At 54.3% G+C, this 18,846-nt stretch carries 17 protein-coding genes and 2 pseudogenes; 11 read left to right on the top strand and 8 right to left on the bottom strand.

The features are described 5' to 3' along the window. Nucleotides 1-495: 495 nt before the first annotated feature. The 11 genes and pseudogenes from ltrA to C7123_RS08235 all read left to right on the top strand — a co-directional run bounded on the left by ltrA (nucleotide 496) and on the right by C7123_RS08235 (nucleotide 9,249). Entirely contained in the window at nucleotides 496-2,172 is a 1,677-nt protein-coding gene (gene ltrA, locus C7123_RS08275; protein ID WP_173897005.1) for a group II intron reverse transcriptase/maturase, read from the top strand. A gap of 94 nt (nucleotides 2,173-2,266) precedes the next feature. Next, nucleotides 2,267-3,961: pseudogene (locus C7123_RS08270) on the top strand (TraG family conjugative transposon ATPase); the annotation flags it as partial. Between the two features lie 353 nt (nucleotides 3,962-4,314). Next, nucleotides 4,315-4,944, top strand: coding sequence for a DUF4141 domain-containing protein (locus C7123_RS08265; RefSeq protein ID WP_069174711.1), 630 nt, complete (start codon nucleotides 4,315-4,317; stop codon nucleotides 4,942-4,944). Nucleotides 4,945-4,950: 6 nt separating this feature from the next. After that, the gene (gene traJ, locus C7123_RS08260) at nucleotides 4,951-5,982 is read left to right on the top strand and encodes a conjugative transposon protein TraJ (protein ID WP_069174710.1); all 1,032 of its coding nucleotides are present in this window, start codon (nucleotides 4,951-4,953) and stop codon (nucleotides 5,980-5,982) included. A gap of 42 nt (nucleotides 5,983-6,024) precedes the next feature. After that, nucleotides 6,025-6,648, top strand: a complete 624-nt coding sequence (gene traK, locus C7123_RS08255; RefSeq protein WP_069176308.1) for a conjugative transposon protein TraK — start codon at nucleotides 6,025-6,027, stop codon at nucleotides 6,646-6,648. Nucleotides 6,649-6,651: 3 nt separating this feature from the next. Next, nucleotides 6,652-6,816 carry a hypothetical protein gene (locus tag C7123_RS12950; RefSeq protein WP_159049877.1) on the top strand — a complete coding sequence of 55 codons (165 nt, stop codon included), beginning with the start codon at nucleotides 6,652-6,654 and terminating at the stop codon, nucleotides 6,814-6,816. A gap of 53 nt (nucleotides 6,817-6,869) precedes the next feature. Then, nucleotides 6,870-7,277 (top strand): annotated as a pseudogene (traM, locus tag C7123_RS08250) (conjugative transposon protein TraM); the annotation flags it as partial. A 24-nt stretch (nucleotides 7,278-7,301) separates the two neighbouring features. Beyond that, nucleotides 7,302-7,448: a hypothetical protein gene (locus tag C7123_RS12945; RefSeq protein WP_159049876.1), complete on the top strand. Its 147-nt coding sequence runs from the start codon at nucleotides 7,302-7,304 to the stop codon at nucleotides 7,446-7,448. A gap of 559 nt (nucleotides 7,449-8,007) precedes the next feature. Beyond that, nucleotides 8,008-8,142, top strand: coding sequence for a conjugal transfer protein TraO (locus C7123_RS08245; RefSeq protein WP_083207018.1), 135 nt, complete (start codon nucleotides 8,008-8,010; stop codon nucleotides 8,140-8,142). A gap of 13 nt (nucleotides 8,143-8,155) precedes the next feature. After that, nucleotides 8,156-8,614: a DUF3872 domain-containing protein gene (locus tag C7123_RS08240; RefSeq protein ID WP_069174707.1), complete on the top strand. Its 459-nt coding sequence runs from the start codon at nucleotides 8,156-8,158 to the stop codon at nucleotides 8,612-8,614. A gap of 113 nt (nucleotides 8,615-8,727) precedes the next feature. Next, on the top strand, nucleotides 8,728-9,249 hold the full coding sequence (locus C7123_RS08235; RefSeq protein WP_069174706.1) for a glycoside hydrolase family protein: 522 nt from the start codon (nucleotides 8,728-8,730) through the stop codon (nucleotides 9,247-9,249). Nucleotides 9,250-9,300: 51 nt separating this feature from the next. Here the strand turns inward: C7123_RS08235 and C7123_RS08230 are convergent, their stop codons facing one another. From C7123_RS08230 to C7123_RS08195, 8 genes are all read right to left on the bottom strand, one after another. After that, the gene (locus C7123_RS08230) at nucleotides 9,301-9,576 is read right to left on the bottom strand and encodes a hypothetical protein (RefSeq protein WP_069174705.1); all 276 of its coding nucleotides are present in this window, start codon (nucleotides 9,574-9,576) and stop codon (nucleotides 9,301-9,303) included. 371 nt (nucleotides 9,577-9,947) lie between these two features. Then, complete coding sequence (locus C7123_RS08225) at nucleotides 9,948-10,400, bottom strand: DUF1896 family protein (RefSeq protein WP_069174704.1); 453 nt, start codon at nucleotides 10,398-10,400, stop codon at nucleotides 9,948-9,950. Continuing rightward, nucleotides 10,397-10,738, bottom strand: a complete 342-nt coding sequence (locus C7123_RS08220) for a helix-turn-helix domain-containing protein (protein WP_069174703.1) — start codon at nucleotides 10,736-10,738, stop codon at nucleotides 10,397-10,399. The genes C7123_RS08225 and C7123_RS08220 overlap by 4 nt, the downstream gene beginning before the upstream one ends. 428 nt (nucleotides 10,739-11,166) lie before the next feature. Beyond that, a complete protein-coding gene (locus C7123_RS08215; RefSeq protein ID WP_069174701.1) occupies nucleotides 11,167-11,472 on the bottom strand; it encodes a helix-turn-helix domain-containing protein in 306 nt (101 codons plus the stop codon). A 58-nt stretch (nucleotides 11,473-11,530) separates the two neighbouring features. Further along, on the bottom strand, nucleotides 11,531-12,778 hold the full coding sequence (locus tag C7123_RS08210) for a site-specific integrase (protein WP_069174700.1): 1,248 nt from the start codon (nucleotides 12,776-12,778) through the stop codon (nucleotides 11,531-11,533). 12 nt (nucleotides 12,779-12,790) lie between these two features. Next, nucleotides 12,791-14,020, bottom strand: coding sequence for a site-specific integrase (locus C7123_RS08205; protein WP_069174699.1), 1,230 nt, complete (start codon nucleotides 14,018-14,020; stop codon nucleotides 12,791-12,793). Nucleotides 14,021-14,788: 768 nt separating this feature from the next. Further along, complete coding sequence (locus tag C7123_RS08200) at nucleotides 14,789-15,040, bottom strand: hypothetical protein (protein ID WP_159049875.1); 252 nt, start codon at nucleotides 15,038-15,040, stop codon at nucleotides 14,789-14,791. After that, the gene (locus tag C7123_RS08195) at nucleotides 15,041-18,454 is read right to left on the bottom strand and encodes an InlB B-repeat-containing protein (protein ID WP_069174697.1); all 3,414 of its coding nucleotides are present in this window, start codon (nucleotides 18,452-18,454) and stop codon (nucleotides 15,041-15,043) included. It abuts the gene before it with no gap. Between the last annotated feature and the right edge of the window lie 392 nt (nucleotides 18,455-18,846).

Here is an 18,846-nt window from a genome sequence, read left to right as displayed (position 1 = left end):
GGCCGGACAAAGTAGCCCTTCCGCAAGGAGGAGCCTGAACCGCGAGGGAACGGCAACTGCTCTTAGCACAAAAGAGCTGGGGAGCGAGGCTGGGCGGTATGGTTAGCACAAGCGAACTGTTATAAGCGTCGTAATGTATGAACAAGCCAAAGTTGCTGATAGGCTTGAACCAAAAAGGTAACGCAGTCGGATAACCCCTTGTATTGTGGGGTTACACGGACAAAGCACTGCCGGCGCAATGGACAGAACCTAACCCGCTCATTTGTTACTTACACGAAACTTGGTAAGCCCGTATCTCTCCTGCCTATGGGCAGGTAAGCCGACCGCAAGGAAGACCGAATGGGGTGCGGGTATGGGAACGCAGAAAAAGCGAATGCCGTCCTGTAACGGGGCGGATAGGAGTTTCAACGTTACTCCGCCGCGAAAGCGGGCAGACTTCTGCAAAGTAACTCTTTACAAGAAACTATGTAGAACTTTCAAAAAGAAGGAATGCAAATGAACGAGATTAACTTATCGTGTGCACCTGCTGACCGTAGGCAGTGGAACAACTGGACCGACATTGATTGGGTCAGATGCGAAACTGCGGTTCAGAAGCTGCAAGGACGTATTGTAAAGGCTCAGAAAGAAGGTCGTCCGGGCAAGGTTAAAGCCTTGCAATGGACACTGACCCATTCGTTTTACGCCAAAGCATTGGCAGTCAAGCGAGTTACCTCTAACAAAGGTAAGAACACTGCGGGAGTGGATAAAGTTCTCTGGACTACTCCCAACGCAAAAATGGGTGCAATCGCCAACCTGAAAAGGCGTGGCTACAACCCGCAACCGTTACGAAGGGTACATATCAAGAAGAGTAACGGCAAACTCCGTCCGTTAGGAATACCCACGATGAAAGACAGGGCTATGCAGGCGTTATACCTGATGGCACTAAACCCAGTGGCAGAAACTACCGCCGACAGGCACTCTTACGGTTTCCGTAAGGAAAGGTGTACGGTCGATGCGATAGAACAATGCTTTACGGTACTTTCAAAAGGGGTGTCTCCGCAATGGATACTCGAAGGGGACATCAAAGGTTGTTTCGATCACATCAGTCATGAATGGTTGCTCGACAATATCCCTATGGATAAGGTCATGCTTCGCAAATGGCTGGAAAGTGGATTTGTATTCAACCGACAACTATTCCCCACCGAGGAAGGAACGCCGCAGGGCGGTATTATATCGCCTACTCTCGCTAATATGGCACTTGACGGCCTGCAAGCTATGCTTGCGGAAAAGTTCAAGCTAAGACGTATCAACAAGGGGTATTTCAACCCTATGGTAAATCTTGTGCGTTACGCAGACGATTTCATTATTACCTGTTCCGACAGGGAAACATTGGAATCGCTAATCAAACCCGCAGTAAGCGAGTTTCTTCAAGCAAGGGGGCTTACCCTATCAGAAGAAAAGACGAAGGTTACTCACATCGAGGTAGGATTTGATTTTCTGGGTTTCAATATCAGGAAATACAAAGGTACGCTGCTTATTAAGCCGTCAAAGAAGAATGTTAAGGAGTTTCTTGCCAAAATTAAAGGCATTATTCGTAAGAATCAAGCTATTAGGCAGGACAAACTTATCGGACTTCTAAATCCTTTCATAACTGGTTGGGGCAACTATTACAAAGGTTGCGTAGCCGCCAAAACATTCAAGAACGCAGACGCACAAATCTTCTACAAACTGTGGGCGTGGGCATTACGCCGCCACCGCCACAAGGGAAAGAACTGGGTTTACAACAAGTATTTTCTGTCGAAGAAAGGCCGGGCGTGGACATTCGGTACGACACTGAAGAACAACGGGAAGACATTCCCGTACACACTGAAGTATTTATCCGACATTGACATGAAGACCAAGCCTATCAAAATCCGCAGTAAAGCCAACCCATTCGACCCGGAATGGCGTCCATACTTTGAGATGCGTAACAGAATGAAAATGTTAAGCACTTTCAAAGGAAGACAGGGCTTCCTCAGAATGTGGGAAAAACAAAACCAGCGTTGTCCGTTGTGCGGTGAGATTATCGAACCGGATAAAATCTGGACTATCAAGGAATTATCCGACAAGTCCGGCAGATACAAGTTTATCGCCCACGATAGATGCAGTCGTACACTTACCCGTAAAATTAGAGCTTATGAGCCGGTTTCATAATAGAAACTTTGAGTTGCTTGAGCCGTATGAGGGGAAACTCTCACGTACGGTTCTTAGAGGGGTCGGGAGCAGTAATGCTCCCGACCTACTCGACCTCTTTATCGAGGATAGCGAGGAGAACCTGAACCGTTTCGAGAAACAGGCGCGCAACATGCATTCGCTAGCGCGTTATTCCCGGAGCAATCAGATCAACGAGGCGTGGATTCAGGAGTATCTCAACCTCGCGCGGTCGCAGGGGCTGACTTCTATCCGTGCACACTTCAACGTGCTGGCGTGGAGCGACGATGCGGAGGAGCTGCGCCAAATCAAGAACGACGTCGGCAGTGCTCTCGCGCTCATGGAATGTCGCCCACGGCACAACACGGTCGACGCGGCAACGCTCTATTGGGCAGGTATCCCCGGCAACGCCGCCGACTTCCCGGCCGAAGAATCCTTCTACACCTTCATCGATCCGGCGCTCTGCTTCTTTACCGCCGAAACGAACTACCGTGACTCGCTCTCCCCCTTCGGCATCAAAATGGCCGACCGCCTCTCCGGCCGCCCGATCCATCTCGACATCTCCGATCTGCCGATGAAAAAGGGCATCATCACCAACCGCAACAAGTTCATCCTCGGGCCCTCGGGCAGCGGCAAGTCGTTCTTCACGAACCACATGGTGCGGCAGTATTACGAGCAAGGCGCGCACGTGTTGCTCGTCGATACGGGCAACTCCTACGAGGGACTGTGTGGCCTGATCAACCGGAAGACGAAGGGCGCGGACGGGATTTATTTCACGTACACCGACGCTCGGCCGATCTCCTTCAACCCTTTCTACACCGACGACTACGTGTTCGACGTGGAGAAGCGCGAAAGCATCTGCACGCTGCTCCTTACGCTGTGGAAAAGTGCCGACGAACCTGTCACAAAGACAGAGGCGGGCGAGTTAGGTTCGGCCGTCAATGCGTACATCGAAACGATCCGATCAAACCGGAAAATCACGCCCTGCTTCAATACGTTTTACGAGTACCTGCGGGACGTCTACCGCCCGGAGATGGGTCGCCGGGAGATCCGCGTCACCCTCTCCGACTTCAATATCGACAACCTACTTACGACCCTCAAACAGTACTATGTAGGAGGGCGTTACGACTTCCTGCTCAACTCCGATCGCAACATCGACCTGCTCTCCAAACGCTTCATCGTCTTCGAGATCGACGCGGTGAAGGACAACAAAGACCTCTTCCCCGTGGTGACGATCATCATTATGGAGGCCTTCATCAACAAGATGCGCCGACTGAAGGGCGTGCGGAAAATGATCCTTATCGAGGAAGCATGGAAGGCGATCGCATCGGCCAATATGGCAGACTACATCAAGTACCTCTACAAGACCGTCCGCAAGTACTTCGGCGAGGCGATCGTGGTGACGCAGGAGGTCGACGACATCATCTCGTCGCCCATCGTCAAGGAGTCGATCATTAACAATTCTGACTGTAAGATTCTGCTTGACCAACGCAAGTACATGACCAAGTTCGACGGCATACAGGCGCTGCTCGGGTTGTCCGAAAAGGAGAAAAACCAGATCCTCTCGATCAATCAAAACAACGACCCCGAGCGGCGTTACAAAGAGGTGTGGATCGGCCTGGGCGGCATGCAGTCGGCCGTCTACGCCACGGAAGTCTCGCGCGAGGAGTACTTAGCGTACACAACCGAGGAAACGGAGAAGGTCGAGGTCATGCGCTTGGCCGATCGCCTCGGCGGAGACATCGAACAGGCCATTAGTCGGTTGGCGCGTGAACAAAATTCGATCACATGAGAGGTAGAATTCGATCACACACCAGCTTGTTGCTGCTCGCGCGCCAGCTCCATCATGCTCGCGCGCCAGCTTCATCATGCTCACGCACCAGCTATATCATGCTCGTCCGCCAGCAACGACAAGCTCGTGTGTGAGCAACGACAAGCTCGCGCACCAGCAAGGGGAAGCTCACGCATCAGCTTCATCATGCTCACACGCCAGCTTCATCTTGCTCACGCGCCAGCCTCATCATGCTCACACGCCAGCTTCATCTTGCTGGTGCGTCATCAAATTTTGATCACAGAAAAGTGAATCGATCACCCGCATAGTCCGGAACTACTTTATTCCCTTATTCCTCTTATCCCCCAACCCTCATGAAACACAAACTTATCCTCTGCCTCATGTGCTGCCTGCTGCTTACGCGAACGGCACACGCCCAATGGATCGTTACCGACCCTGTCAACTTGGCAGGCAACATCGCGAACACGATCAAAGAGATCGCCACCGCCTCCAAAACGGTGAACAACACGCTGAGCAATTTCAAGGAAGTCGAGAAGCTCTACAACGACACCAAGCGCTATTACGACGCGCTGAAGAAGGTCAACAACCTGATCGGCGACGCGTATAAAGTCAAGGAAACCATACTCATGGTGGGCGACATGACGGAGATGTACGTCGGCGCGTACAAGAAAATGCTCTCCGATCCGAACTACTCGCCCGAGGAACTGTCGGCCATGGCGGCGGGCTATGCCAAGCTGATGGAGCGCTCCAGCGAGTCGCTCAAAGAGCTGAAATCGCTCGTCCGCAGCGGCGTGCTCTCGATGAACGATAAGGAGCGGATCGAGCTGATCGATCGCATCTACAACGAGGTGAAGGAATACCGCGCGGCCACGTCGTACTTCACACGTAAGAACATCTCCGTCAGCTTCGTACGGGCAGCTAAGAAGGGCGAGATGGCCCGTGTCAATGCGCTCTACGGGTCGGCCGATAACCGCTATTGGTGATGCGCGATGGACTTTACCGACCTGCACGCGCTGCTGCACGCCACCTACGGGGAGATGATGCCCCTTTGTGCCCATATGACAGGGATCGCAAAGGGCATCGCCGGCCTCGGCGCGCTCTTCTATATCGCCCTACGCATCTGGTCGTCGCTCGCCCGCGCCGAACCGATCGACGTCTTCCCGCTCCTCCGCCCCTTCGTTCTCGGCTTCTGCATCATGTTCTTCCCGTCGGTCGTCTTAGGTACGGTCAACGCCGTACTCTCGCCCGTCGTGCAAGGCACCGAAAAGCTGGTGCACGTGCAGCAAAACGACCTCCAATCGCTCCGCGACCAGCGCGACAAACTCGAAGAAGAGGCCTACCGACGCGACAAGTCGCGGGCCTACTTAGTCGACGATGCGGCGTGGGACGAGAAGGTGCAGGAGATGGGCTTCATCGGTCCGGAGGACGCCATCACGCTGGCCGGCATGTATGCCGAGCGCACGGCCTTCAACACCAAGCGGTGGTTCGTGAAGAAGATCTATCAAGCGCTCGAACTCGTTTACAATGCCGCCTCGCTCGTCATCGACACCCTCCGCACGTTCATTCTTATCGTCCTCTCCATCCTCGGGCCGATCGTTTTCGGTATTGCCGTGTGGGACGGCCTCGGCGGCTCGCTCAGCGCGTGGTTCGCGAGGTACATCTCGGTCTACCTCTGGCTGCCCGTCAGCTCGATCCTCACCGCACTTCTAACCAAAATACAGGTGCTGATGATCAGCAAGGACATCGCCGAACTACAGAATCCGGGCTACATCCCCGACTCGGGCGACTGGTACTACATCGTCTTTTTCCTGATTGGCATCGTGGGTTTCTTCTGCGTGCCGACGGTCGCGGGCTGGATCATCGAGGCCGGCGGCGGCATCGGCAACTACGGTCGCAATGTCAATCAGACGGCGCAACGTGGCGTGCAAGGCGCGTACACCGGCGGCAAGGTGACGATGGCCGGAACGGGTGCCGCACTCGGCAATGCCGGCGGACGGATCAAGGGTTTACTCATTAAGTAAGTGGCTCTTAACATGTACTTACCTCTAACTACTTCATGCATGATGGAATTCAGATCACTCACTAACATAGAGACCTCGTTCAAGCAGATCCGGCTCTACGCCGCCGCTTTCGTTGTGTTGTGCGTAGTCATTACGGGCATCGTCGTCTATTCGTCGTACGCCTTTGCCAACCGTCAGCGGGAGAAGATCTACGTCTTGGACAACGGCAAGTCGCTCATCCTCGCCCTCAGTCAGGATGCGGCCGCCAATCGTCCCGTGGAGGCGCGCGAGCACGTCCGCCGCTTCCACGAACTCTTCTTCACCGTCGCACCCGACAAGGACGCCATCGAGAAGAACATGGAGCGCGCCTTCCTCTTGTGCGACAAAACGGCATACGACTACTACCGCGACCTCGCCGAGAAGGGCTACTTCAATCGCATCATTTCCGGTAACATCAACCAGCGCGTGGAGGTGGATTCGATCCGCTGCGACTTCGATCGCTACCCGTATGAGGTGACGACCTACGCCCGCCAGTTTATCGTCCGCCCGAGCAACGTGACGGAGCGCAACCTAATCACGACATGCACACTGCAAAACGCCATCCGCTCAGACAACAACCCGCAAGGTTTCCTCATGGAGCACTTCCTTGTAAGGGAGAATAGGGACATCCAGACATATAAGAGATAAGCCATGAGTACAAGATTCACCCTCACCCGCCGCTACTTGCGGGCACACGTATGGCTGCACAGACAGTGTGACCGCCTCAGTCCCAAGTGGCAGAAGCGGATTGTCTTCGGACTTCGCATCGTGTATAGTAGCGCGCCCGGCGTTTCCCGAGGTTTTAATGGCCGATAACTAACATAGATCGAGGGCCTGGCAAACTTCGCCGCGGGGCGTTCCCCGCCCGTCTCCGTCTCGCAGAATCGGCCCGCATTGAGGGCATGACGCTCCCCCCTAACACGGTACTTATTGCGCAGTCCACGATCGACGGCAATCGGATGAAGCTCCATGTCACAAGTGTAGAACATGCCGGCCGCATCCTCGCCGTCAAGCTCTCCGCCTTCGACCTCGACGGGCAAGAAGGCTTAGCTATCCCCGGCTCTGAGGAGGTATCGGCCCTCAAAGAAGTGGGCGCGGGCGTCGGTGGAACAATCGGGACGAGCTTCACCTTCGCCTCTTCGGCCAAAGATCAACTCATTGCAGAGGCCGCCCGCGGCGTGATGCAGGGCGCCAGTCAGCTCCTACAGAAGAAGCTCCGTACGGTCAAGGTGACAGTCAAAAGCGGTCACCGACTCTTCCTCGTCCAAGCCAAATAACCCTTTCTCATTCTCCCATAAACCATGAAAAAACTCCTCCTGTCCGCCGTCCTTTGCTGCGGATTTATCACCACAACCTTCGCCACAAGTACCGACACGTTGCGCACGCAGATGCGCTCTACCGGCAACCTGTACCAAGGTATGAGCCGCGCTGTCCCTAACTGCCGTTAGCCCTCTGGAAGAAACTTCCGCGGTATCCTCAACCGCTGTTTGGTCTCTGGCAGAAACTTCCACGGTACCCCCAACGGCAGATAGGCCTCTGGCAGAAACGTCCACGGTGCCTCCAACGACTGTTAGGCCTTTGGCAGAAACTTCCACGGTATCTCCAACGGCTGTTAGGCCTCTGGCAGAAACTTCCACGGTATCTCCAACGGCTGTTAGGCCTCTGGCAGAAACTTCCACGGCACTTCAACCGGCTGTTGAGCCTCTGGCAGAAACTTCCACGGTATCTCCAACGGCTGTTGAGCCTCTGGCAGAAACTTCCACGGTATCTCCAACGGCTGTTAGGCCTCTGACAGAAACTTCCACGGTTTTACTCGCCGCTCCCACCACCCATTCACATTATTTATTGCCCGCTGAGTATGCATGCCGGTTTACAAGAGGTTTTATCCGGACTAATCCAGCCGCTCGTCCTTGAGAAAATCCTTATGGAAGCCACCAACGTCCTCCAATCGAAGGCCGACATCGATAAAGAGCACAAGGCGGTTCGCGCCTTGTCGGAGGCGGCGGGCTGCATTTCCGTGTAGAGCTGTTCCTGTCGGATCACCTGCTCTTTGTCGTCGGCGGCCGCGGACTGTTCCTCTTCGGCTCGGACGTCTATCCTTTTCGACCTGCTATCTCGGCAGGATTTCGCATCAACCTCTAACCCCATAAGAATCATGAAAACGAACATCCGTAATGCGGCATGGGCGATAGGCGTCCTGCTCCTGGCCGGGTTTTGTTTGGTCGGCTGTGATCGCCGTCTGGACGTGCGAACGGTTTATCCGTTCCAAGTCACCACGATGCCCATCTCGAAAACCATCGCGCCGGGCGAAGAAGTCGAAATCCGCTGCACGCTCGCGCCCGAGCGCATCGTGAATGGCACGCGCTACACCCTGCGCTATTTCCAGTACGACGGTAGTGGAGCGCTGCGCATTGGTCGACGCGGTAAACCCCTCACGCCCAACGATCTCTACGCCATCGCGCCGGGACATTTCACCCTCTATTATCACTCGCTTTCTGCCGAACGCCAGTCGCTCGAGGTCGTGATCGAGGATAACCACGGCCAGAGTCAAACACTCGCATTTGACTTTAACCATAAGGAGAACAAAGTCTCTTCGGAAGACATCTCTGTCTGAATACATCTTTTTTCATCGCCTATTTTGTTCATAACCCTGACATGAAAAGCATCTGTCCGCGACGGATCGGTGCTTTTACTTTTATCCACCCACCCAAAACATCTGACCACCTTATGAAAACGAAAATCGGACGCAGCCTGCTCGCGCTCCTTGTTTGTGTCCAAGCGCTCGCCGCGCCCAACGCGCAGGCACAGCGCGGAGCCGATCGGCTATTCAGCCTTCCACGCTTCGAGCGCGCCGTCGCATGCATCAAACATTACGAAGGGCTGCATGGCCCGAAGAACCACCCTTATGTCGGCTACGGTCACCGTCTGCTGCCCGGTGAGCGGCTTTCATGTGCGATGACAAAACGGCAGGCGGACTCTCTGCTTCGCGCAGATCTGAAGAAACGGCTCGTCACGTTTCGTCGCTTTGGTCGCGACTCCTTACTCCTTGCCGTGTTGTCGTACAACGTCGGTGAATACCGCCTCTTAGGCTACGGCAAACAGCCGAAGAGTCGCCTCGTCCAGAAGCTGGAATCGGGCGACAGAGACATCCGAGGTGAGTACACCTCGTTCTGCCGATACCGCGGCAAAGAGCTGAAAGCACTGCGTTTACGACGTCGCGTGGAGCTTGCGCTGCTCTATGAAAAGTGACGGGAAGAAGGTCTCGATAGATCCTCTCCCCGTCATTGCTATTATAACGTCTCAAAGTAGTAGTCGGCAAACGATCCAAGCCAATGCAGCAGCAATGCAGATCCATCGGATCAGGAAGAACAGAAGGCGGAAGGCGATTTGGAGCGTTGCTCGAATAAGATACACGAAGGCAAACAGCATCAAGATGGCGGTCAATTCTTCCGAAACGCCTATGGCTTTCAACGCCACAATACAGACGACGATCCAAATGATTTTATGCGGTAATGCGAGGAGGCGTCGTTTCGTTTCAAATCCGTTTTGGGGGTGATAAGATCTTTCCGTTTTCATCGTGCTGACATTTTTTTTTGCGTTCAAAGCTCGGAGTATGCCAGTTTCGTTTCGAGGGCCACAAAGGGCAGACGATGAAGGGAAAAGGCAAGGCTTTCCACCGATAAAATACACTGTGAAACGTCAGTGTAACAGGAAGATTTTATCGGTGGCGAACACTCAGGGGCGTTCGGCCTTGACGTCACCCTTATCGTCTGCTGACCTTTGCCCGAAGACAAGGGAACCGACATCGGCTCCGAGCCGCGAACAAAAAGTGGAAGCAGGAAAACCCGTAGAGGAAAGATCCTCGGAATTGGGTATGCAGGTGTTGGGGTCAGAAAAACGGCCGCAGCGGAGTGCCACGGCCGAATGAAACGGGATGAAAAAGAAGGCTACGGGAGCACCTTAACGCCGTCCGCTTCGAGTAACTCGACGATGACGCCGGTCAGCTCGGTGTAGAGCTGGTCGTATTCCGGACTTCCGTCGAAGTCGTCGCCCGGCTCATACTTCTCGATGGTCTCGCGGATGGTGTCGCTCTGCAACAGCCGCAGCGCAAAATCCGCGGCACGTTCAGGCGGAACCACGTTGGCAAATTCGTTCTCGATAATCTGTTCGAGTGTGTAGTACGGCGAAAAATGCAGTCCTGCGAAGAGGACTTCCGTAGCCATATACCCGGCTTCAAGAACAGGATAGCCTTGCCGGAAGGCGTCTTCATAGGCCTCGGCCGCGGCGTCCGATCGGGCACGGATAAACGCCTCGTCAGCCAGCCGTTCGGGGTGATAATCTTTCAAATAGGATTCTAATCGCAGTCGGTAATAGGAGAATCCCTTTTTTCTCTGTGTCATGGGGTTTGGGGTTTGTGGGTGATACGATGGAGGGGGCGAGGCGGTGTCTGCGTCCGGTAATTCTCTCGGAGCAGGCGCTCCAGATCGGAGAGTTTGTAGAGCATCTTTCCGCCGATTCGGGTGTAGGGCAGGAGGCCGCGGTCGCGATACTCCTGCAGCGTGCGGCGGCTGATGAAAAGCCTTTCCGTCACCTCGCTACCCGTCAGGTAGACATCACCGCCGAAGAGAGGGCGGTGCGTGGCGGCAATCTCGCTCATCTGCTCCGCGACGGACGCGAGCCCGTCGAAGAGCGCTTCCATTTCAGGCGATTCCCGCCTGATGATTTCTTCTTCTGTCATTGTGTCTTGTTTGGGGTTGTTTCTGATAGATCATTATTGTTCCCGTGGCCGTTTGACTCGATCAATCGGCTGAATTTGCAACAGCCGTTTGACTGAGTATTTGGGCTGAAAAAATTTTTTTCTCGCGATTGTACGATACAATGAGCCGAAAAAGTTTTTTTCATGCGATTGTACGATACAATGGGCCGAAAAAGTTTTTTTCTCGCGATTGTACGATACAATGGGCCGAAAAAGTTTTTTTCATGCGATTGTACGATACAATGGGCCGAAAAAGTTTTTTTCTCGCGATTGTACGATACAATGGGCCGAAAAAGTTTTTTTCTCGCGATTGTACGATACAATGGGCCGAAAAAGTTTTTTTCATGCGATTGTACGATACAATGGGCCGAAAAAGTTTTTTCCGCGCGATTGTATGATACAATGGCTCCTCACACTCCTTCCGGCAACCGATTGGGGGGAGGCTCGGGGCTTCCGCTTTCGGCGAGCAGTGCCGCCACGTCCTCTCGCCGGTAGTAACACTTGTGCTCGATGCGGACGAAGGGTAGCGCCGCCGTATCCCGATAGTATTGCAACGTGCGACGGCTGACGCCGAGGATCCGGCAAACGGCCTCGCCGGGCAGCAATTCTGTCGGTTCGGCTCTCGATCCGAACAATTCGCTCATGCGTTCGCACAGCCCTTCAATGCGGCATTTCAGCGCCTCCCATGCGGACGATTCGATGATAACATAGTCCATAATCACTTCATTTCTTGAGGTTATTCTTCTGTCTTATCTGACAATCACAACTGCAAACCTATGCGCCCTGTTCCGGGCTTTTTCCCATCCGGTTACCCGGCGCGGCACCGCCTTCCCCCGCCTTCCTTCTTCGGGCAATGAGCCGATCTACATCTTCCGAAATCTTCTGATCGGTGATGCGGGCGTAGAGTTCCGTGGTGGTGACGGAGGCGTGGCCCATCATGCGGGCGATGCTCTCCATAGAGATCCCTGCTTCGAGGGTGAGCGTGCCGAACGAGTGACGCCCGACGTGAAATGTTAGCGGTTCGTGGAGGCCGCATGCCTTACCAATAGCCTTGAGGCGATGGGTTAATAGGAAGTAACTCGCGTCAGGGAAGATCCTGCGGCCTTCCGTCTTATCATCTTTCAGGTAAAGCGAAAGGAGCTGTTCGGCGATCGGGTGAAGAGGGATGAGGCTCTCCTCATGGGTCTTTTGTCGCGCCTTTCGGATGTATCGCCGACCCGCGCCGTCCGTCTCGATCTGCGACCTTCGGAGCGTCCGCAAGTCGGCGTAAGCCAGCCCTGTGAAGACCGAAAAGAGGAACATGTGGCGACTCAGCTCCGTGGCTTCGTCTCGGACGGGAAAGGCCAGGAGACGCTCTACTTCATGCTTTTGCAGAAAGCGTGGGCGATACTTCTCCGTCTCGTATCGCACCCCCTCGAACGGGTTGAAACGGATCACGCCGCGGGCAATCGCGCGGCGCATCAATCGGCCGAGCCAATGGAGGTACCGGTTTGTCGTGGACACAGCGTAGCCCCTTCGCTTCAGAAATAAACGATACGTATCGAAGAAGTCCGGCGCGAGTGTCGGGATCGGAATGTCCGATTCGCCACGGCTGCGAACAAAGTCCCGCAGTCCACTGTCAGAACGGCGGTTATTTTGATAGGTGCCGGGACTCCTTGAGCGGCCCACACAGGCTTCCACGGTTCGCAGTTCCTCTGTGCTCGTTTCCAAAAGCATCGTCGGAGTCTCGTTCACTCCCTGCAACCGGAGTTTCAGCCGTTCGACACTGACTACACCCTCCCGGCGGAGGAGGGTCGTGTAGCTCGCTTCGATTCGTTCGCGAAGGGCCTGCAAGCGAAGATTGATCTTCCGGTCGCCCGTCTCACCCGATTTTGTCTGCCACGCCTCGGGCGCGCACTCCTCACCGGTAGCGATAACCGCCGAATGGCCGTCCACGGTGATTCGGCAGAGCACGGCTGCCTTTCCGTTCTTTTTCGCCTTGTTTCGATTGATGTAAAACAGGATTCTAAATGTGCTGCGCATGAGATTCCGGGGTTAAAGAGTCAGACGAAGATCTTGGGTAAAGGCGAGGAAACGATCGAACTCCTCGAAGAGTTTGCGCGACGTGACGCGGGCGTATCGCTCGGTTATTTTGAGGCTACCGTGGCCCAACATGCGGCTCACGGTTTCAATGGGTGCACCGTTTTCAAGCGTAATCAGCGTAGCGAACGTGTGTCGCCCGACGTGCGCCGTTAGCGGGAATGCGAGGCCCGCTTTCAGTCCGACGGCCTTCAGTCGGATGAGGTAAGTGTAGTAAGGGATCGGCGAGAAAAGTGTCTCCCGCTCGTCGGAGCGGTAACGCTCGATGAGCGCCACGGCCTCGGGCAGGAGCTTCACCCGGCAGAGCGATTCTGTCTTTTGCCGTTTGAACTTTAGCCATAGGTCGCCGCGATCATCTCGGAAGAGGTGTGAGCGCGTAAGCCGCACCATGTCGCAATAGGCCGCCCCGGTGTAGCAGGTAAACGCGAACAGATCGCGGGCAATCGCCAAGTCCTTTTGATGCGGTGGAAAGGTGAGTGTCAGCAGTCGGTCGAAGGCCGTCCGGTCGAGCGATCGCGGTGCGCTTCGTTTCTCACGCCTGATGCAGATTCCCTCGAAGAGCGGCCGGTCGGAGAGACCTTCTCGGTAAGCCAGTCGGCACACCTTTTTCAGCATGCAAGACAGCCGAAGAAAGGAGTTGTCAGAGAGTCCTAACTCCCCTTTGATATAGCGCTCGAACTGCGGGAAGAAGTCCTCCGTCATCTCACTGAAAGTCATGTCTTCCCGGCCGAAACGGCTCCGTATAAAGCGGGTGAAGTGCTTTCTCGCTTGATGGTATTTCAGCGCCGAATGCCTCGTCAGATCGACGCCGACGCGTGCATCTACTTCCTCCAACAGCCGGTCGTAGCGTTCGAGGAAGGTCGTCCGACTGTGGGCATTGCCTTGCAATCGTTCCTTGATGTCGGTGGCCGTGAAGGCCACACCCCGATCGGCCAGTGTCCGGTAAGCCTGACTAATGGCCAACATCAGATCGTCTAACTTCTCATTGGTGACGACGGCCTCCCGGCTCTTGCCTCTAAGGCGGCTCTCACGGGGATTCCAGAGGTCGGGCGGGCAAGAAAATTTGCTACCGAATTGAGCCATTGTCCCGGCATACGTGATGCGCCCCATGATTGGTGCCCGTCCCGATTTGTCTATGCTGCTCTTTTTAAGGTAGAGCAAAACCTTCATCGTTTCTCTCTTCATTACTTCGGGTTTTTAGGGTGTACAAAGTTACCTGTCAGCGAAGTATTCAGAGCTATACAAAACGCTACAAATAAGCGCAATACGCACGTTTCACCAAAAGACGTTTACCGCCGTATTTTGCGTTTTCGTTACCTCTCGAATCATAGGTAACGATTTGGTTACGCTCCGTCTTCATCGATCCCAACGCTTTGCCTTTTCTTTGCCGATGCAAATCCGTTAGAACCGATGCACTTATCACCCAAAACCCGATCGTTTTTCCCACTGCCTTCCTTAGGCTTCCTCCATACTAATAGACCTGCAGGAATGCTGCAAATGCTCCGAAAAACTTTTTGGTCTTTGCAGGAATGCTGCAAGTGCCGCGAAAAACTTTTTGGCGTTTGCAGGAATGCTGCAAATGCCGCGAAAAACCTTTTGGAGTTTGCAGGGACGCTGCAAGTACTCCGAAAAACTGTCTGGCGTTTGCAACACCGTTGCAAGCATTTCCAAAAGCACTTTAGCCGCTACAACGCTCTATCGGAAACATCCTATTGGAATAAGAAAGTCCATCCCTTCGTCGAACATACGTTCCGGAGGGGTGTCGAGAGCAAAACCAGGCGTATACCTCAGGCCCACCACCATTTTTGATGCGGTCACCCTACTTCTCCCCTCACTTCCTTGTATTGGGGTTCATAGACAAGAAAAGCGGGCACGCCTTGGATAGGCATGCCCGCTTCTTCACTTATTCCGACCCCATCCATTCAATCGGGGGGGCCGTAGCAGATGATCTGCTTACCGTACTATCACTTTGTGCGTCTTGCCGTCGATGACTACCACATAGAAGCCTTCGGCGAGCGGTTCGCGTGTCTGCCCTTCGGCTACGTCGATACGCTTGTACAACGCACCGCTACGGGTGTAGACCTCTGCACGTGTACGACGGTCGGACTCGATATAGAGCACACCCTCATGAGCCCATACGCGGATGGCGGCTGCTTCAAGCTGGGGCGCTGTCTGATCTGTCTGATCCTCTGACAAGATTCTCAATTACGAGCGCTTCTCAACCACTGCATTATTGTAATCAGGTGAACCATTGTTGTCCTTATCGATCGCCCATACAGCGAAGAACTTCTTATCCTCCTGAATGTCGTACTGACTTCCGAGCCTATGGAAATTGGATAGGCTATTCTCCGCTGCCTGACTTGTCACCACGGGCTTCTTTTGTTCAGACCATCCGAGCAGAACATAACCACGTATGGCAAAGCCGTTGGCCTTGAACTGAAGGGTGCCTTTCGATACGGGCTCAGTCCTCTGCTTACCGGCCCGAGGCTGAGCTCCCGGATTCCATGTAACAAACACTTCGTCATAGTCAGGGATACCATTCTGGTTGGCATCCTTAGCCCATACGGCATGGAAGGTCAGATCAGATGTGATCCTAATGGCTGTATCTGGCTTCATCAAACCGCTTGGCTCATCGGCCTTGGCTGTGATCAGACTTGAGGTGCTAAAGCTCCAACCAATAAAGGCAGCCTTTGTACGCGTCAAGGTGCCTTTGCCCTTCACGGTAACCATCATGCTGTCATTGTAGCGATTGTTATCCACAGGGGCCGTACCACCGTCATTGCCGTTACCAACATAGGTCACGCCTTTCTGCAGGTAGTCGGGCACATTGTCGCTCTGACCGTTCGGACCCGTCTTATCCTCACCCCATACGGCGTATAGGTTTGCGAGTGCGGATGAGTAAGACACTTGCTGATTCGGCTGCTTCATGTCGGCCGGTACAGCGGATGCAGTTGTCACTACAGATACACTTGAAGTGTGCCATCCGATAAATACCGTCTGGTTAAGCGTCAAGTCGCCCTTATCCTTGATGGTCACTTGGTCGTCATTATTATAGAGGTTGGCATCCTGCGGAGCCGTGCCACTGGCGCCATTAGCATGATAGGTCACGCCATCTTGGCTATAGTCTGGCTTGCCGTCTGGTGTGCCGCTCGGACCGGTCTTATCTACTGCCCATACCGCATAGAGCGTCGTATCGGCCGTGATGGCGAAGGTTCCACCTGGCTGCTTCAGATCGGTTATTGCACTTTGTGCGGCCGACGTCTCAACCAAAGGATGCACGCCGAAGCTCCAGCCGATGAATACGGCTTGATTACGGGTCAGCTGTTCTTTGTCTTTCACCGTTACGGTTGCGTTGTTGTCATAGCGGTTGGCATCTGTCGGCGCTGTGCCTGTGCCACCGTTACCGTCGTAGGTCACACCCATCTGTAGGTAGTCGGGCACATCATCGCTCTGTCCAGCTGGGCCGGTTTCGTCCTTACCCCATACGGCGAAGAGCGTCGTGTCGGTGGTGATGGTGAACGTCTCGTGTTCCTTCTTCAGGTCGGTCACTGCATCGTGCTCGGCTTTCGTGGTCAGCAGCGACTTCTTACCGAAGCTCCAGCCAACAAACGCGGCCTTATCGCGGGTCAGATCATTCTTGCCCAGGACGGTCACTGCGTCATTGCTGTTATAGCGTTTGTCATCCGTCGGTGCTGTACCGGTAGAGTTCTCGTTGCCGTCGTAGGTAACGCCCTTCTGCAGGTAGTCGGGGATATTATCCGAGTTGCCGTTCGGGCCGGTCTTGTCCTGACCCCAGATAGCGTAGAGCTTATTGGTCGTAGACGAGTAATTGAACTTGTCTCCGGATTGCTTCAGACCTGTCGGCACATCGGCAGCCTTCGTAACCAAGGCGTGGCTATTGAACAGCCAGCCAATAAACACGGCCTCCGTGTGTGCCAAGGTGCCTTTATCCTTCGCGGTCACTTCGTCATTGTCGTTATAGAGGCTGTTGTCCGTCGGAGCGTCGCCTGTGCCACCGTTAGCATAGTAGGTCACGCCGTCCTGGCTATAGTCCGGCTTACCGTCAGGCGTACCGTTCGGGCCGGTCTTGTCGATTGCCCATACAGCGTAAAGCGTCGTATCGCTTGTGCTTGCGAACGTAGCACCCTTCTTCTTCAGGTCGGCAGGTTCATCTGCGGCCTTCGTGATTACAGGTTTCTGTGTGAAGCTCCAGCCGATAAATACAGCCTCGGTGCGTGCCAGTGAACCAGAATCTTTCACCGTTACGTTCTCACCATTGTTATAGCGGTTAGCGTCCACGGGAGCCGCGCCGCTGCTCTGATTGTTGCCGTTGTAGGTGACACCGTTTTGCAGGTAGTCAGCGATACCGTCAGAGGTCCCGTTCGGGCCAGTCTTATCCTCTCCCCAGAGTGCGAAGAGGGTCTTCTGGTTAGCCGAGTACTTGAAGGTGGCATCCTTCTGGTAGATCGTTGCCGGTACATCAGCCTTCTTCGTGATCAGAGGCTTCTGCTCGAAGAGCCAGCCGAGGAAGACGGCATCCGTACGAACCAAGCTACCCTTATCGAGCACTTTCACATCGTCGTTGTCATTGTAAAGCTTCGAATCTACCGGAGCCGTACCACCGGTATTGTCGTTGCCCTTGTAGGTCACGCCGGCTTGGCTGTAGTCAGGCTTACCGTCGGGGGTACCGCCCGGGCCCGTCTTGTCGATTGCCCATACGGCAAAGAGCGTCGTATCGGCCGTGATGTTGAAGTGGGCACCGGTCTTCTTCAGGTCTGCGGGTTCATCCGCGGCCTGCGTGATCAGACCCTTTTGCGCGAAACTCCAGCCAAGGAACACGGCCTCGGTGCGAACCATCGTGCCGGAATCTTTTACAGCTACTGACGTGCCGCTGTTATAGCGGTTGTTATCTACCGGAGCGTCGCCACTGGTTTGGTTGTTACCGTTGTAGGTGAGACCCTTTTGCAGATAGTCGGGGATACCGTCAGAGGTTCCGTTCGGGCCGGTCTTGTCCTCACCCCATACGGCGAAGAGTGTCGTGTCCTGGGTAATGGTGAAGTTCTGGCCTTTCGTCTTCAGGTCGCTTGGCACCTCGCTGGCCTTCTTGATCAGCTCTTTCTGCGTGAAGCTCCAGCCGACGAATGCTGCACCCGTACGAACGAGGCTGCCGGAATCTTTCACCTCAACCTGCGTATTGGCGTTGTAGAGGTTATCATCCGTCGGAGCGGCACCGGTTCCACCGTTACCGTTGTAGGTCACCCCGTTTTGCAGGTAGTCGGGCACATTGTCACCGTTGCCATTGGGACCTTTCTTATCGACGGCCCATGTGGCGTAAAGCGTCGTATCGGTCTTGATGGTGAACTTGTCGTTCTCCTTCTTCAGGTCGGTCGGCTCGTCGCTCTTGGCGGTGATGACGCCTTGCTTCTGCGTAAAGCTCCAACCGATGAACGTAGCATCCGTACGCTTGAGGTCGCCCAAGCCCTTTACGGTCACTTCGGCATCCTCGACATAGGGACTCTTCTCGTCCGTCGGCACCGTGCCACTGTTACTGCCGTTTCCGTTGTAGGTCACATTGAGCGTAGCGTTGCAGCCGTCTACCACGGTTACGGTGTCACTCATCGGGGAGGTGCACTTACCATACGAGCCAATTACTGAGTATTGACCCGCTTTATCCGACGTAACCGTGTATGTATTCTCTATGGCTCCTAAAATAGGATTGCCATTATAGTACCACTGATAACGTGTCGGACCACTTTCAGCTGTCAACACCGTATTTTTTGCAGGTGGGCAGATAAAACGGTCACCCGTAATCTTCAATGGTTTGGGATCTACTACTGTTATCGTAGATTTTATCGTGAGCTGCTTTCCATCTTCTCCGATAACGACCAATTTGATCTCTTGAGGGGTCTTCAATGGGAATGACGACTTCGTCCATTCGATCTTATCTTGAGCGGTGGGCTCTTCGACTCCGTTGACATACCATTTTATATGTCCGGGATTCGCACTTAGCG

It is taken from the genome of Tannerella serpentiformis (assembly GCF_003033925.1).
GTDB classification, from domain to species: Bacteria; Bacteroidota; Bacteroidia; order Bacteroidales; family Tannerellaceae; genus Tannerella; species Tannerella serpentiformis.
This window is presented reverse-complemented; position numbering and strand designations above follow the sequence as displayed.